14 protein-coding genes are annotated in these 13,199 nt (G+C 46.4%); 1 reads left to right on the plus strand and 13 read right to left on the minus strand.

The annotated features are described in order from the left end of the window. The 9 genes from AC27IJ_RS14660 to ilvD form a co-directional block, all read right to left on the minus strand. A complete protein-coding gene (locus AC27IJ_RS14660) occupies positions 1–1,617 on the minus strand; it encodes a recombinase family protein (protein ID WP_487149515.1) in 1,617 nt (538 codons plus the stop codon). After that, the gene (locus AC27IJ_RS14665; RefSeq protein WP_312445089.1) at positions 1,614–1,757 is read right to left on the minus strand and encodes a hypothetical protein; all 144 of its coding nucleotides are present in this window, start codon (positions 1,755–1,757) and stop codon (positions 1,614–1,616) included. Before AC27IJ_RS14665 ends, AC27IJ_RS14660 begins: the two co-directional genes overlap by 4 nt. Before the next feature lie 93 nt (positions 1,758–1,850). After that, on the minus strand, positions 1,851–2,414 hold the full coding sequence (locus AC27IJ_RS14670; RefSeq protein ID WP_312445088.1) for a bifunctional transcriptional activator/DNA repair enzyme AdaA: 564 nt from the start codon (positions 2,412–2,414) through the stop codon (positions 1,851–1,853). Positions 2,415–2,446: 32 nt separating this feature from the next. Beyond that, a complete protein-coding gene (locus AC27IJ_RS14675; RefSeq protein WP_331655719.1) occupies positions 2,447–3,199 on the minus strand; it encodes a DNA alkylation repair protein in 753 nt (250 codons plus the stop codon). A gap of 133 nt (positions 3,200–3,332) precedes the next feature. After that, positions 3,333–3,950, minus strand: a complete 618-nt coding sequence (locus tag AC27IJ_RS14680; RefSeq protein WP_312445087.1) for a DNA-3-methyladenine glycosylase family protein — start codon at positions 3,948–3,950, stop codon at positions 3,333–3,335. Next, a complete protein-coding gene (locus tag AC27IJ_RS14685) occupies positions 3,937–4,407 on the minus strand; it encodes a methylated-DNA--[protein]-cysteine S-methyltransferase (RefSeq protein WP_312445086.1) in 471 nt (156 codons plus the stop codon). Before AC27IJ_RS14685 ends, AC27IJ_RS14680 begins: the two co-directional genes overlap by 14 nt. A 237-nt stretch (positions 4,408–4,644) precedes the next feature. Next, entirely contained in the window at positions 4,645–4,821 is a 177-nt protein-coding gene (locus AC27IJ_RS14690; RefSeq protein ID WP_313260793.1) for a hypothetical protein, read from the minus strand. Positions 4,822–4,872: 51 nt separating this feature from the next. Next, positions 4,873–5,016, minus strand: coding sequence for a hypothetical protein (locus AC27IJ_RS14695; protein ID WP_312445084.1), 144 nt, complete (start codon positions 5,014–5,016; stop codon positions 4,873–4,875). A 148-nt stretch (positions 5,017–5,164) separates the two neighbouring features. Next, positions 5,165–6,880 carry a dihydroxy-acid dehydratase gene (gene ilvD / locus AC27IJ_RS14700; RefSeq protein WP_312445083.1) on the minus strand — a complete coding sequence of 572 codons (1,716 nt, stop codon included), beginning with the start codon at positions 6,878–6,880 and terminating at the stop codon, positions 5,165–5,167. Positions 6,881–7,155: 275 nt separating this feature from the next. Here ilvD and AC27IJ_RS14705 point away from each other — a divergent pair, with 275 nt between their 5' ends. Beyond that, positions 7,156–7,848: a FadR/GntR family transcriptional regulator gene (locus AC27IJ_RS14705; RefSeq protein WP_312502261.1), complete on the plus strand. Its 693-nt coding sequence runs from the start codon at positions 7,156–7,158 to the stop codon at positions 7,846–7,848. Between the two features lie 90 nt (positions 7,849–7,938). Here the strand turns inward: AC27IJ_RS14705 and AC27IJ_RS14710 are convergent, their stop codons facing one another. The 4 genes from AC27IJ_RS14710 to AC27IJ_RS14725 form a co-directional block, all read right to left on the minus strand. After that, the gene (locus tag AC27IJ_RS14710) at positions 7,939–9,234 is read right to left on the minus strand and encodes a redoxin family protein (protein WP_487149520.1); all 1,296 of its coding nucleotides are present in this window, start codon (positions 9,232–9,234) and stop codon (positions 7,939–7,941) included. Between the two features lie 171 nt (positions 9,235–9,405). Continuing rightward, complete coding sequence (locus AC27IJ_RS14715; RefSeq protein ID WP_487149522.1) at positions 9,406–10,716, minus strand: FeoB small GTPase domain-containing protein; 1,311 nt, start codon at positions 10,714–10,716, stop codon at positions 9,406–9,408. Beyond that, positions 10,707–11,021: a FeoA family protein gene (locus AC27IJ_RS14720; RefSeq protein WP_312445075.1), complete on the minus strand. Its 315-nt coding sequence runs from the start codon at positions 11,019–11,021 to the stop codon at positions 10,707–10,709. The genes AC27IJ_RS14715 and AC27IJ_RS14720 overlap by 10 nt, the downstream gene beginning before the upstream one ends. Positions 11,022–11,197: 176 nt before the next feature. Further along, positions 11,198–13,195 (minus strand): heparinase II/III domain-containing protein, encoded by a 1,998-nt coding sequence (locus AC27IJ_RS14725; protein WP_487149524.1) that lies wholly within the window; start codon positions 13,193–13,195, stop codon positions 11,198–11,200. Between the last annotated feature and the right edge of the window lie 4 nt (positions 13,196–13,199).

The following is a 13,199-nucleotide window of genomic DNA, read 5'->3' on the forward strand; positions in this document are numbered from 1 at the left end:
TTATGCCAGACCATTCCCTTCTTCTGTAGGAGCCAGCACCTTGTAATAGATCCGGATCGTTTGGAATCCTTCTCTGCTCTGGAAAACCTCGATTTTGTCTATAAATTTCCCCAGCAAATCGGTAGAAATCTCTTTTTCCTGGCTTATTTCCTCTAACAAGCTGGAAAACAGACCGGAAAAATCAGACTCTCCTTCCTGCGCCAAGGAAGAGTTCCGTTCCAACAGGGCCAGGCTTTCTTCAATTTTTTTTTCCTCCTTTTCACAGGAATCCAGCATTTTATAAAACCGATCCTCACCGATCCTTCCGTTTACCCGGTCTTCATAGAGCTTTTTAATGATGCTTTCAAGCTCTTTTCCCCTTTTTTTAAGTGCATCCACCGTTTTTTCTTTACCCGGTATTTCTTTCGGGCAAAAGGGTACCTTAAGGGCTTCTTCCAGTTCTTCCTTTTCCCCCTCCGTAAAGGTAAGCAGACTGCGGATTTCCTGAAGCACCACCTTATAAAGAAGTTCGTAATCCATATAGTGATTCGTACACTCCCTCTTTCCGTACAGCTTATACCGTCCGCATACCAGCTTGCGGGACCCCGTCTTTCCTCCGGCTCCTGTGGACGACATATTTCTGCCGCAGTCCCCACACCTGGCAAGTCCGGAAAAAATATTGGCAAAACCGGTTTCCGCCGTATTTTTACGGGAAACGCTCCTACTTCTTACCCGTTCAAAAGTCTCCCGGGAAATAATGGGCTCATGCTTATCCTCAACCACCACCCACTCTTTCCTTGGCTTTCGAAGAGTCACACTGCTTTTAAAGGAAACCTTCACGGTCTTTCCCTGGACGATGTGGCCTAAATATACGGAATTGCTTAGCAGCTTGCATACTGTGCCTGATGTCCATTCCTTCCGCGCAGAATAGGTGTCCGGATTCAAATAAGGACGCCCGGCGCAGCGGTACATGGCCGGAGTCAGCACCTTTCTCTCATTTAAAATCCCAGCGATCCGGGACGGGGCCGCTCCCTGTTCTGCCTGCTCAAATATCTCACGGACAATGGCAGCTGCCACGGGATCCACGAGTAAGTGGTTTTTATCTTCCGGGTCCTTCTGGTAGCCATATGGAGCGAAATTCCCGATAAATGCTCCTTCTTCTATTTTGGTCTTGAATGCACTGCGGATCTTTTTTGAAGTATCTCTGGCATACATCTCATTTACAATGTTCTTAAAGGGTGCGATATCGCTCCACGGGCTATCGGAATCATACCCGTCGTTGACCGCTATGTATCGGATTCCTCTGGAAGGAAAATAAATTTCGGTAAGCTGTCCTGTCATGATATAATCCCGTCCAAGACGGGACAGATCCTTGGTGATAACCAGATTTACCTTCTTTGCTTCTATATCTTTCAACAGGCGATTCCATGCCGGGCGGTCAAAATTGGTTCCACTGTAGCCGTCATCCACATACTCCCCGTATATTTCAAAGTCATTTTCTATGGCATAGGAACGAAGCATTTTCCGCTGGGTGCTGATGCTTGAGCTTTCTCCAGTGCCATCGTCGTCTTTTGACAGGCGCATGTAAAGAGCAGCGCTGTAGCAGGCCTCCGGATTGCCCCACTTTGACGCGGTCATGACGGAAGCTCTTCTGTCTCATACCGCATTTTCTCCAATTCCGGAATCAGCTCTCTTACGTCTTTTTCTCCTGTACAAAAACACTCTGCCTTTGCAATAACGTTTTTTTCCTCATAGGTTCCCTGAGCGAATAGATCCATCTCTTACACCTCCTGGGAAATCTTATTCCAGCAGGTTTGTACCATATACTATGGGAAGGCAACCGGGTCCTCCTATTTCCGTGCGGCTTTATTTTAATCAGCCTTCGTTCCTGAGAAGCTTTCCCGGTATTCATTGGGGGAAACTCCAGTTATCCGCTTAAACTGTGTGTAAAAAACTGAAAGGCTCTCAAAACCACTCTGTAAAGCAATCTGTAAAATATTATCCGGTGTATTGGTTAAAAGCTTTCTTGCGCTGGCTACACGTAAGCCGTTTAAATACTCCGTAGGGGTCTTTTCATATTGATTCTGAAACACCTGAATGATTCTGTTTCTGCTGAGACCGAGCTTTTTCAATTCCTCCCTTAAGTGATCATGGTCTGAAAAATAAAGATCATAAACTGCTTTGATTTTTTCCGCGTTCTCTTTCTGCGGGTGGAACTCCAGCAAATCAGGCCGGCAGCGCTTACAGGGGCGAAGTCCGCTTTCACGTGCCTGCTCCGCCGTATCAAAGAATTCAACATTTTCACGTTTAGGGCTTTTTGATTTACAGGAAGGACGGCAGAAAATTCCTGTAGTTTTTACTCCGTAATAAAATCTGCCGTCATAAGACACATCGCATTCCAGCGCTGCCTTCCATTTTTCCTCCTCTGTCAGCATGGTGACACACCTCCTTTCATTTTTTGTATGGATCACTTCCGTTTCATTACCCGGATTTGCTTTTTTGTTTCTTTATCTACTTTTAAAGACTCGGTGATCTTCTGCAATGCTTTGTTATAAGTGAAATCATCCAGACTATTATTTTTCAGATAAAACAAGGTTTGCTCCGGAAACTGAACATAACACATGGATATCGCCCACGCTACTGCCATCTTTACATAATAACCATCGTGGCGCACGCTATCCAGGACATTCAGCACTTCACGGATCGTTCCCTCCTGGATATAGTAGAAGATAAGCATAACAACCGCGAACCGGAGGTCAAATGCCCGTTCTGATTGAAAATAGGGTTTGAGAAAATCCCACACCAGCTCTGAATTATTCCTGGTGAATTTGAGTCCGGCACAAAAGCTGTCGCACACTGACCAGTTGTGGATTTTCGGAACAAACTCTTTCATATAGAATAACCGTTCTTCAGCCGGACATGCCGCATAGCCGATCACCATTCCCTGAAGCATGATCTCTTCAAAAGAATCTTCCCCCGCTGTCTGCAGATATCCCTGCCAATCCGACCTTACAAGCTGCTTTGCTATTTTACGCAGCATGGGAAGCCGGACGCCTAATACATTGTCAGTATCAGGGAGCAGACCGGAGGTGAACACTCGGTAGTCTTCCTCCGCTAGTGCTATTAATTGTTGTTTAATATTATCCCCTATCATTACGGAATCAACTGTAATCCTGCTGTAAGATTCATGTATTTTTTCAACCGGAGCCTGCTTTCTCAATGGTATGCTCTCTCTTCCTTTGTTTTTGTTTAACCTTAAGATTTCTGATGCCGTTAACCGTAACTCATTCTCCAGAGGCATCGATTAAAATATTAAGCTTTTTAATTTCATGTTTCCATACGGTTATCCTACCCTATAAAAAAGAAATCTTCCACAAATAAATGGAAGCTACCGAGCCATAAGGAGAATACCGGCTCTTGCACACTTCAAATTGGTTCTTTGTCAGCTTCGGAAGACCATACAGTTTTTCCATTCCCCGGCGAATGGCGATGTCACCCCAGCTAACCACATTGGGGCGTTCCAGGCAATTAATAAGAAGCATTTCGGCCGTCCAAAGCCCAACCCCTTTTATCGTCGTCAGGTACCGGATGACCTCCTGGTCCGTCAGTTTCCCTAAATCATCCAGACATACCTTGCCCTGTAGAATATCCTTTGACAGCTCAGAGATGGCAGCGGCCTTTTTCATGATCATGCCGCAGCGCTGAATATCATCCTCTGAAACGGCTGACAGATTTTCCGGGGTTATATCTCCTAGATTTTCCTGCATGCGGTTCCATACGGTTTTGGCAGAACTAACAGATATCAGCTGGCCTATAATCGCATTGACCAGAGCTGCAAACGGATCCGGAATTACCTCCCGCTCCACCCGTCCGAGCCGTGCCATCGCATCACCGAGCACCGGGTCCGAATGGGAGAGGTATTCTACTTCCTCTTTGCTGTAATCAAAGAACTTCGTCTCAACGGCCGGCATATGTCATTTCCAATTCCAGTAGCTGCTCCTTGATTCCGAGGCCTGCCGCATAGCCTGTCAATTTGCCATCCGAACCCACTACCCGGTGACAGGGCATCAAAATCAGTATGGGATTTTTGCTATTTGCCATACCCACAGCCCGGGATGCGTCCGGTCTCCCGATCAGTTCTGCAACCTGTTTATAGCTTCGTGTTTCCCCATATGGAATTTTGCACAGGGTTTCCCATACGGCCTTCTGAAACTCTGTCCCTTTTGCAGCAAGCGGCAAGTCAAATCCCCTGCTCGTCCCGTCCAGATATTCCTTAATCTGCTTTTCTGCTTTCTCCAACAAAGGTGTCTTCTGCTCTCCGGGGATTTCATAGGGATCTTTTACAAAAAACAACTCCGTAATAAAACCATCCACTTCGGATATTTCAATCGGCCCTAAGACGGTTTTAATATATGCTGTATGTTTCATAAGATTTGCCTCCTTTTCTATTTCTAATATATCCGAAATCTGACTGCTTGTCCTCCTATTTTGCACCATTTAATTTTATATAAAAATAATTCTTACGCTGCACGGTTGTTTTTATAAGAAAATCCAGAAGTGGACCGTCCGCATTCCCATTAAAAACAAAAGGACCATCATCACTATGGATTCCGGCCCTTTTGCATCATGTTTTTATTTCAAAAGCTTTAAATTCTAAATCCACTGCTAATCCTCTGCCAGCTTTACCGCATCAATAATTACATGATCCATCCCTATATCTCTTATTTTACCCTGACGGATTCTTTCCCCTGTATTTACAATAAATTTTCCTAAAATACTCATAATCCGGATACAAATATGGTACATACTTCCAGTAAGTTTCAAAGCCGCTATCCCGGACATAGGTGCAAAGCATCCTGAGCCAGGTTCGGGAGCGATCATACCTGGCCCCGGTCATGGCCGAAACTCCCCGGCCTCCCTGCGTTTTCTCAATAATTCCAAAACCAGCTCCTTTTCAGTCTTTTCACCAATGAAAACCCGTTCCACCTTTACGGTCACTTTTTTTTCCTCATAGGTTACCTGAACTGATGAATCCATTTCATGCACCTCCTGAGAAATCTTATTCAAATGGGTTTGTACCATATACCGCGGCACATGCAGGCACTGTTTAAGCCCTAAGGAAAGACTCATGAATGGAAAAAGGGCATGGCAGCCGCTCTGCCATACCCTTTTCCTGTTCATTTCATCAGTCCATATATCCGCCCTTCATTGGCGACACTGCTCGTTCACTGAATATTTTCAATACTCCCGACTGGTATTTTGACGGCCTTGGCTGCCATTGTTCCCGCCGCTCCTTAAGTATCTTATCCATCTCTTCTTCTGTCTTTCGCTGGCCATTTACGCCTACAATTGCAAGGATCCGGTCAGGAATATCGATTTGAATCAAATCCCCTTCCTCCACAAGTGCAATCGGTCCGCCTTCCGCCGCTTCCGGTGAAACATGTCCGATGGAAGGACCGGTGGAAGCTCCGGAAAAACGTCCGTCTGTGATCAGAGCAATGGTGCGTCCAAGCTCCTTATCCGATGAGATCGCCTCAGAGGTGTAGAACATTTCGGGCATTCCGCTTCCCTTTGGACCTTCATACCGGATGAATACAGCATCTCCAGGTTTTACACGATGTTTCAGGACCGCATCGATCGCCTCTTCCTCGCTGTCAAAGGGGCGTGCATTCAGCACTGCATGAAACATTTCCTTTGGACAAGCGGTATGCTTGATCACTGCACCTTCCGGCGCCAGATTTCCTTTTAAAATGGCAATTGCCCCATCTGTTCCGATGGCATCATCAAACGGCCGGATTATTTCTTCCCTTTTCACCCCGGCGTTTGCACAATATTCATCGCATTTGTCATAAAAACCATTTTGCTTCAGCATATCGAGATTTTCACCCAGGGTCTTTCCAGTCACTGTCATTGCATCCAGGTGTAGCACTGATTTGATCTCTTCCATGATCCTCGGCACTCCGCCTGCATAGTAGAAGTACTGGGCCGGCCACTTTCCGGCGGGCCGGATATCAAGAAGATAATGGGCACCCCTGTGCAGGCGGTCAAACATCTCAGAGTCTATTTCCAAACCAAATTCATGGGCAATAGCCGGAAGATGGATCAGGGAATTGGTTGAACCTGAAATGGCAGCATGCACCATGATCGCATTTTCAAAGGATTCCATGGTAACAATATCTCTTGGCTTTATTCCCTTTGCCGCAAGCTCCATGATCTGATGTCCGGCTCTTTCAGCCACAGCCTTTAAATCCGGGCAGGTTGCCGGCATAAGAGCTGATCCTGGAAGCATCAGGCCAAGGGCCTCTCCCATGACCTGCATGGTTGATGCCGTTCCCATAAAAGAACAGGCACCGCAGGATGGACAGGCATGCTGCTTATAGTATTCCAGCTTTTCCGGCTCCAGCTCTCCTCTCTGGCACATGGCACTGTACTTTCCAATCTGTTCCAGGGTAAGAAGATCCGGCCCTGCATCCATAACACCCCCGGTTACCAGAATGGAAGGCATATTTACCCGGCCGATTGCCATAAGATGAGCGGGCACCGCCTTATCACAGCTTGAAATATATACTCCGCCGTCAAAGGGAGTTGCACCCGCATGAATTTCAATCATATTGCAGATCGTATCGCGGGAAACCAGAGAATAGTTAATACCGTCATGACCCTGGGCCATTCCATCGCAGATATCCGTTGTAAAATATCTTGCCGCCTTTCCTCCTTTATCTCTTACCCCATCTACCGTCCTGTTCACCAGCTCCAGCAGATGAGCGCTTCCCGGATGACTGTCTCCAAAGGTGCTTTCCACCATGATCTGCATTTTCGAAAGGTCCTCTACCTTCCAGCCCATACCCATCCGAAGCGGGTCTATTTCCGGAGCCAGTTTCCGAATCTCCTGACTAACCATAACAATGCTCCTTTCATGTCTATCTTGTATTTTTTATCTTAATTATAATAATTCATCACATGATTGTCAACTGTTCTTTATGATCAGTCCCCTCTTTTCCTGTATTTTACTAACATTTCCGCGCATACTACCTAATTGTATAAATTGATTTCAGCAAATTCATCAGACCAATATTTTAATGAGCTCATTGCTCTCCTGATTCATTTACACTTGAAGGAATAATAAATAACCTTTATAATCAGAGAATACTATTTTGCAGCAGAAAGGAATTCGCCATGACCTCATCACATAAATCTCTTGCCGATACAACAGCCGAAGGAATCATCAAATACATTATTGATAATAAATTAAAAGAAGGCGCACAGCTTCCCAACGAAACCACACTTTCCTCTCTTATGGGCGTGGGGCGAAGCACCCTGCGGGAAGCTGTTCGGGCTCTTGTTTCACGCAATATTCTAACGGTTCAGCAGGGATCCGGAATTTACGTCTGCCACAATACAGGCGTGGCTGACGATCCCCTGGGTTTCACATTTATAGAAAATAAGGAAAAACTGGTAGCCGATCTTTTGGAATTCCGAATGATGATCGAGCCAAGGGTAGCTGCCCTGGCTGCCTCAAACGCCACCCCGGCACAGGCCGAGGAGCTTCTCCACCTGGCAGACCGGGTAGTGGAATGCTTCGATGCAGGGGAACCCCATTCGGAAGCCGATGCCCTCTTCCATGCCAAGATCGCAGAAATCAGCGAAAATGTTATCGTACCGCAGCTTGAGCCCCTTATCATGCATGCCATTGATATGTTTATTGACATTACCCATTCCGAGTTAAAAGAAGAAACCATAAAAACACATATGGCAATTGTAAATGCCATACGGAATAATGATGCCATTGCCGCACAGGATGCCATGACTCTTCATCTCATTTACAACCGGGACCATTTGCGCAAGGTCCAGGAAAAAAGCTCTACCTGATCATTCCTCCCAATAGAAAAGGCATTCCAAAGTCTTTTTTTACCTTGGAATGCCTTAAATCATTTTGTTTTTTATTTACGGTAAGGAGGATTATTTCCGCTGCCCCTTCATGGTCTGCTCAATGATGCTGCGCATCGTATCTTCGGAAAGCTGGCCGCTTGCATAACCAAATACGTTTCCATCCTTATCAATCATAAATGTGGTCGGATAAGAGAATACTCCGTAAGCGTCAAAAAGATCCGCATTCGTGTCCATCAGAACCGGATATGTGTATCCGTTTTCATCCAGGAATTGTTTAATTCCCTCTTCGTCCTTTTCACTTCCATAATTTGGGGCTGCCACTCCCAGAACAATCAGCGCATTATCCCCCTCTGTATCGGCGGTTTCATATATTTTCTGGATGTCCGGCATCTCCGCTCTGCATGGAGGACACCAGGTCGCCCAGAAATTTAAAAATATCGTCTTTCCTTTATAATCAGAAAGAGAATGAGTGTTGCCGTATTGGTCGGTCAAGGTGAAATCAACTGCCGGAAGAGGCTGATCCGTTTCATCTGACTCCCCGGTTTTCTCCGGCTCAGATGTGGATTCTTCTTCCTGCGCTTCTGTAGACGTTTCCGGCTCCGGCACCTCTCTTGATTCTGTGACCGCAGGAGAAGGTATAGAGGAAAGGTATCCTGTCACCGCATTCATTTTTCCGGTGAACATTAAAATTCCCATAAATACCATGAGAACTCCTCCGACTTTTACCCCATTCTTTGCAATATTGCCGTGAGCCTTAAAAAATTCAAGCACAGTGGTGGTGAAGAATCCCACTGCCAGAAACGGAAGGACAAACCCCAGGGTATACACACCGATCAGGACAAAACCCATAGCCTTTGTAGAAGCTGAGGCGGCCATAAGAAGTACACTTGCAAGGGCCGGTCCCACACAGGGCGTCCAGGCAAAGCTGAAGGTGAATCCCATGATTAACGCGGTTAAGGGAGACATGGCCAGGGTATTAAGGGAAAACGGCAGTCTGCGTTCCCTTCCCAATACTGAAGAGGTTCCAAAGACTCCCAGCTGGTACAAACCGAATAAAACTACCAGGATTCCTCCCATTCTTGCAAAAAGAAGCTGGTTTGATTTAAAAAAGCTTCCAAGAGCAGAAAAACCCAGCCCCAGCAGGAAGAATGCAAAGCTGACTCCAATCACAAAGCAAACGGTGTGAATCATGACCTTGCTGCGTTTATAGTAAATCCGCCCGTCCTCCCCACGGACTCCCGTTCCTCCCGACAGATAGCCTATGTATAGCGGGATGAGGGGTAGCACACAGGGAGAAAAGAAGCTGATAATCCCCTGAAGAAACACGGTTAAAACTGGAATACTTACGTCAATAGAAAATCCCAAATACTGTACCTCCTTATAAGTTTGTGTCGTTTTTTACTTACTTTTGGCATCTTTTTAACAAAGATTCTGTACTATTTTTAGTTACAGTTTACAGCTGTAACTATATCATTTCTTAGAAAAAGTGTCAAGACTATCATTGTAAAACCAACAAAAAAGCATAGATTTCTTCTGTCACATGGTCAGCGCCTGCTTACCGCAGGCAGAACACTTTTTAAAGCAGCGGTCTAAATTAAATGCCACTCTGGGAAGGTATCCAAAATCTTCCAAGAGAGTAAACAGCGGGAAAAAGATTGCCATAGGAGGCAGCATAACCGCTACCACCCAGGCCAGAACCCGGTACACGCCATGAATCAGCAGATCTGATATAATGAACGGCACGCCAACAGTGTCAGCCAGTCTGCTCAGCCACCCTTCTATTTTAAACAACTCAGTGCTTATTAACTCTGACGGGTAATTGGCTCCTGTTATGGTGATCCAGAAGATCCCAAGCAAAACCAGGAACATGATTGGAAAACCCGTAGCCTTACTGGTAAAAAGCTGATCCAGCTTCCGGTCCTTCCTGTCATAGGTCTGGTTTTCGTATTCCACTACACCGTTACATAAAAATTCCGCCTTTTTTATAAAAACAGCAGCCATATCATCACTTACCTGCTCCTGGCTGATCCCGGCGGCCTTCCACTCCTCCCAAATTTCAGAAAGGCTGGCAGTCACTTCCTCGGATTCAGCCACAGGCTTTCGGTATTTCTTTACGGCTTCCATTAAGTTCTCATTGGCATCCAACAGTCTGGCACACAGCCAGCGGGCCTCTGTCTTTCCATTGACCTTAGGTTCCACTACGGGAAGGAGCCTGGCAATGGCATCTTCAATATATTGGGGATATTGGATAAGGGCAGGTTTTTCCCCTACCTCCTCCACTTCTCGTTCCAGGCAGCGTTTTATGCCGGTATAAATCTGATCCAGCCCCTTATTGCTCCTGGCGGCCGTTCCGGCAACCGGGACACCCAGGCGCTGTTCCAGCATATCAAGGTGTAAGAAAATCTTCTTCTTTTTAGCCTCATCCAAAAGGTTTACACATAACACCACGCTGGCCGTGGCCTCCATGATTTGCAGTACCAGATTTAAGTTCCTCTCCAGACATGTGGCGTCACAGACTACCACTACTGCATCAGGGTTTTCAAAGCAAATAAAGTCCCTGGCTACCTCTTCTTCCGTGGAATGGGCCATCAGGGAATAGCAGCCCGGAATATCCACCATAACGTATCCCTGCTGGCCATCCGTACACCAGCCCTGGGCATTGGCTACTGTTTTTCCCGGCCAGTTTCCCGTATGCTGGTTCAACCCGGTAAGCTGGTTAAACACCGTGCTCTTACCTACATTGGGATTTCCGGCAAGCGCAATGACCTTATCCTCTTCCTTCCGCTTTTTGATTTCCAGACCGCAGTCCACAGACTTTATTCCCATTGACTCCCTGCTTAATCCCATACTTTTTCCTCCAGAGAAAGGTTAGCAGCCACCATTTCCTCACCATAGCGGCGTTTCGCCTTATCCTCTCCATTTGATTGTATTAAAACACGACCGGAATCCTCACTTCTAAGGGCGATCACCGCACCGCGTATTAAAAATGCCGTAGGATCTCCTAAAGGGCTTTTACCCAGACATTCCACAGTGGTGCCCTCAATAAGACCGATATCCTGCAAGCGCCTTCTCATATCATCATAGGCGGCCAGCTTTGCAATCACCGCTTTCTGGCCCCTTTTTAAATCTGTTAAACGAACGTTTTCTGACATCCCTTTTGCCTCCATTTATCCTTAAATGTTTCCATATCCTAACATATGCGGAAGATAAAAATGAGGTTCCATTTTATTTACATGCTTTTGTGTTCTCGTATACACCTGTGGCTTAATCTCCGAATAGGGCGGCCCAAAAGCCGATTACCGACTTTGGGCCGCCCTATTCCTATCGTTTACATCTTGTGGATCCTGCTAAATTTACCTTCCTCCCCTTCTCCTTCCACTTCAATGGCTATGTAGTCCCCATCTTCGGAAAAGGTTACGTTCCTGACCAGACAGAGCCCGTTGCTGCTGGTGATCACATGGGCAAACACAATCTCCGGACCATACCCACGTTCGATCTGGTAATTGATATCGGATATAGAAGGATTATCCGGCCCCATCCCATCGTACAATTCCTTCCCCTGGCTCCAGGTAAATACCCGTGTGTGGATTCCACCATCCTCATAATCATGGACCACACTGGCTTGATTTTCTGACAGGACGGCCTTTTTCATATGATGAAGATAGCTGTAAGGCTTCCTGTCAGAAAATATTTCTATTTCCATTCCCTCAGGCTGTTCTATCCGGTTTCCGGAAAAATGCATGACCCAGTCAACGGGCAGATCCTTCCCTGCTCCCTCTATCCGGAATACTTCCGCAAAATAATGCTCTTCCCATGCGATCTTTCTCACCATCTTTACAGGGCGGTAAGCTTCTTCCTTCCACTGGACGATGGTAAAGCTGTCCGGCATTTCATAAGGCAGGGTCCAATCCGCTTCCGCTTCCACATATATGCCCCCATCCCGTTCTTCATAACGGGTGAGCCTGGCATTGACCGGCGCCTGATTTTCTCCGCCGATGTTTACTGTATTGTGGGAACCCGTATTCTTATAAAAATCATAGTGCATAACCGCACCGTAACCGGTAGTACCCAGATCAGGAGATATCCTCTTCCCATAGGCCAGATAACTGATGCCAAGACGATCATAATGATCATGCTCCCCGCCATAGCGGTCATGCTTTAACAGCAGATATCTTCCATCCTTTCCCCTTAAAACCGTGCTCCCCGACTGTCCTGCTTCCACATGATAATTTCCAGGCTCCATGCTGCACCGGGGCAGCTCGTCAACCCCATAAATAAAAGCTTCCGGATTGTCTCTCTTTTCTTCTTCATACAGCCGGTTCAGTATAAAAAGAAGCTTCTCCCCACCCAACTCCCGGTAAGCAAATTCATATAAGTGCAGGCTTTTAGAGGTATGCCCGTAATTCGTGTCATTGAGCATGGGAATACGGAATCCCGGCTCCACATAGGACACCAGAAGCTCCATCATGGCCTTGTAATTGGGATGTTTGATATGGCTGTGAGGCGTATGAAGGGCAAACTTTTCGTAGGCAAAGAAACTGGTAAGGGCGTAAAAATGATATCCGAATGCTCCTTCAAACCACATGTGATCGGATAGCATCCCCTTTTCCAGCTGATACAGGATCCCATAAGGTTCATAAACGGCAAACCGGACGTACCGGTTAATCCCAAAGATCAGGCCAATGACCGCAATGGCGGAATTGATGATCACTTCATGATTGTGAAGCTGGTTATGCCGGTGTTCCATGAGAAATTCCGCCCCTGGGATGAGCATTTCCTTTCCAATGAACTCTTTTTCCTCTTCCGTCATGAAATCAGACAGCAGATCATAGCTCATGGCAAAGTTTCTGAGGAAATTGGCCTCATCGAGAGTTTGAGCACCGGACTTTCCGGGACCATTATAAGGAATATTGCCGTGGACCTCATAGTCCTTATAGTATCCGGAATATTCCATCATGATATCCACGGCTTTTCTGGCATAGTCAGTTTCCCCTGTGATCAGATGGATCAGTCCCATCTGAAATACCGCCGTGTAATTTCTGCTGTTAATAATCCCCCACCAGGTACTGTCATATGGCTCACCGGAATACACCCGCCCACAGGAGGGGCAGCTGTGATGATACTTATCGTTCCTGTCAAAAGTAAGCTGCACAGAACAATCCGGGCAGTAATAATAAAGGGCCCAGTTGGCGATCCCTGTCTTAGGAACCAAAACCGGCTCTGCCATGATTTCTTTCACATCTTCCATGATACGATCAACAGCTCCCTGCTGCCTTTGGAATTTTTCTCTCAAGTGCCGGACTTCCTGTTCAGTAAATTGAATCATTATC

The sequence above is a fragment of the Lacrimispora sp. YZC11 genome (assembly GCF_057543815.1).

What these genes read in the sequence shown, in the direction of transcription:
- AC27IJ_RS14660 (WP_487149515.1), bottom strand. Translation starts at nt 1,617, where the DNA reads ATGACCGCGTCAAAGTGGGGCAATCCGGAGGCCTGCTACAGCGCTGCT.
- AC27IJ_RS14665 (WP_312445089.1), bottom strand. Translation starts at nt 1,757, where the DNA reads ATGGATCTATTCGCTCAGGGAACCTATGAGGAAAAAAACGTTATTGCA.
- AC27IJ_RS14670 (WP_312445088.1), bottom strand. Translation starts at nt 2,414, where the DNA reads ATGCTGACAGAGGAGGAAAAATGGAAGGCAGCGCTGGAATGCGATGTG.
- AC27IJ_RS14680 (WP_312445087.1), bottom strand. Translation starts at nt 3,950, where the DNA reads ATGCCGGCCGTTGAGACGAAGTTCTTTGATTACAGCAAAGAGGAAGTA.
- AC27IJ_RS14685 (WP_312445086.1), bottom strand. Translation starts at nt 4,407, where the DNA reads ATGAAACATACAGCATATATTAAAACCGTCTTAGGGCCGATTGAAATA.
- AC27IJ_RS14690 (WP_313260793.1), bottom strand. Translation starts at nt 4,821, where the DNA reads ATGTCCGGGATAGCGGCTTTGAAACTTACTGGAAGTATGTACCATATT.
- AC27IJ_RS14695 (WP_312445084.1), bottom strand. Translation starts at nt 5,016, where the DNA reads ATGGATTCATCAGTTCAGGTAACCTATGAGGAAAAAAAAGTGACCGTA.
- ilvD (WP_312445083.1), bottom strand. Translation starts at nt 6,880, where the DNA reads ATGGTTAGTCAGGAGATTCGGAAACTGGCTCCGGAAATAGACCCGCTT.
- AC27IJ_RS14705 (WP_312502261.1), top strand. Translation starts at nt 7,156, where the DNA reads ATGACCTCATCACATAAATCTCTTGCCGATACAACAGCCGAAGGAATC.
- AC27IJ_RS14715 (WP_487149522.1), bottom strand. Translation starts at nt 10,716, where the DNA reads ATGGGATTAAGCAGGGAGTCAATGGGAATAAAGTCTGTGGACTGCGGT.
- AC27IJ_RS14720 (WP_312445075.1), bottom strand. Translation starts at nt 11,021, where the DNA reads ATGTCAGAAAACGTTCGTTTAACAGATTTAAAAAGGGGCCAGAAAGCG.
- AC27IJ_RS14725 (WP_487149524.1), bottom strand. Translation starts at nt 13,195, where the DNA reads ATGATTCAATTTACTGAACAGGAAGTCCGGCACTTGAGAGAAAAATTC.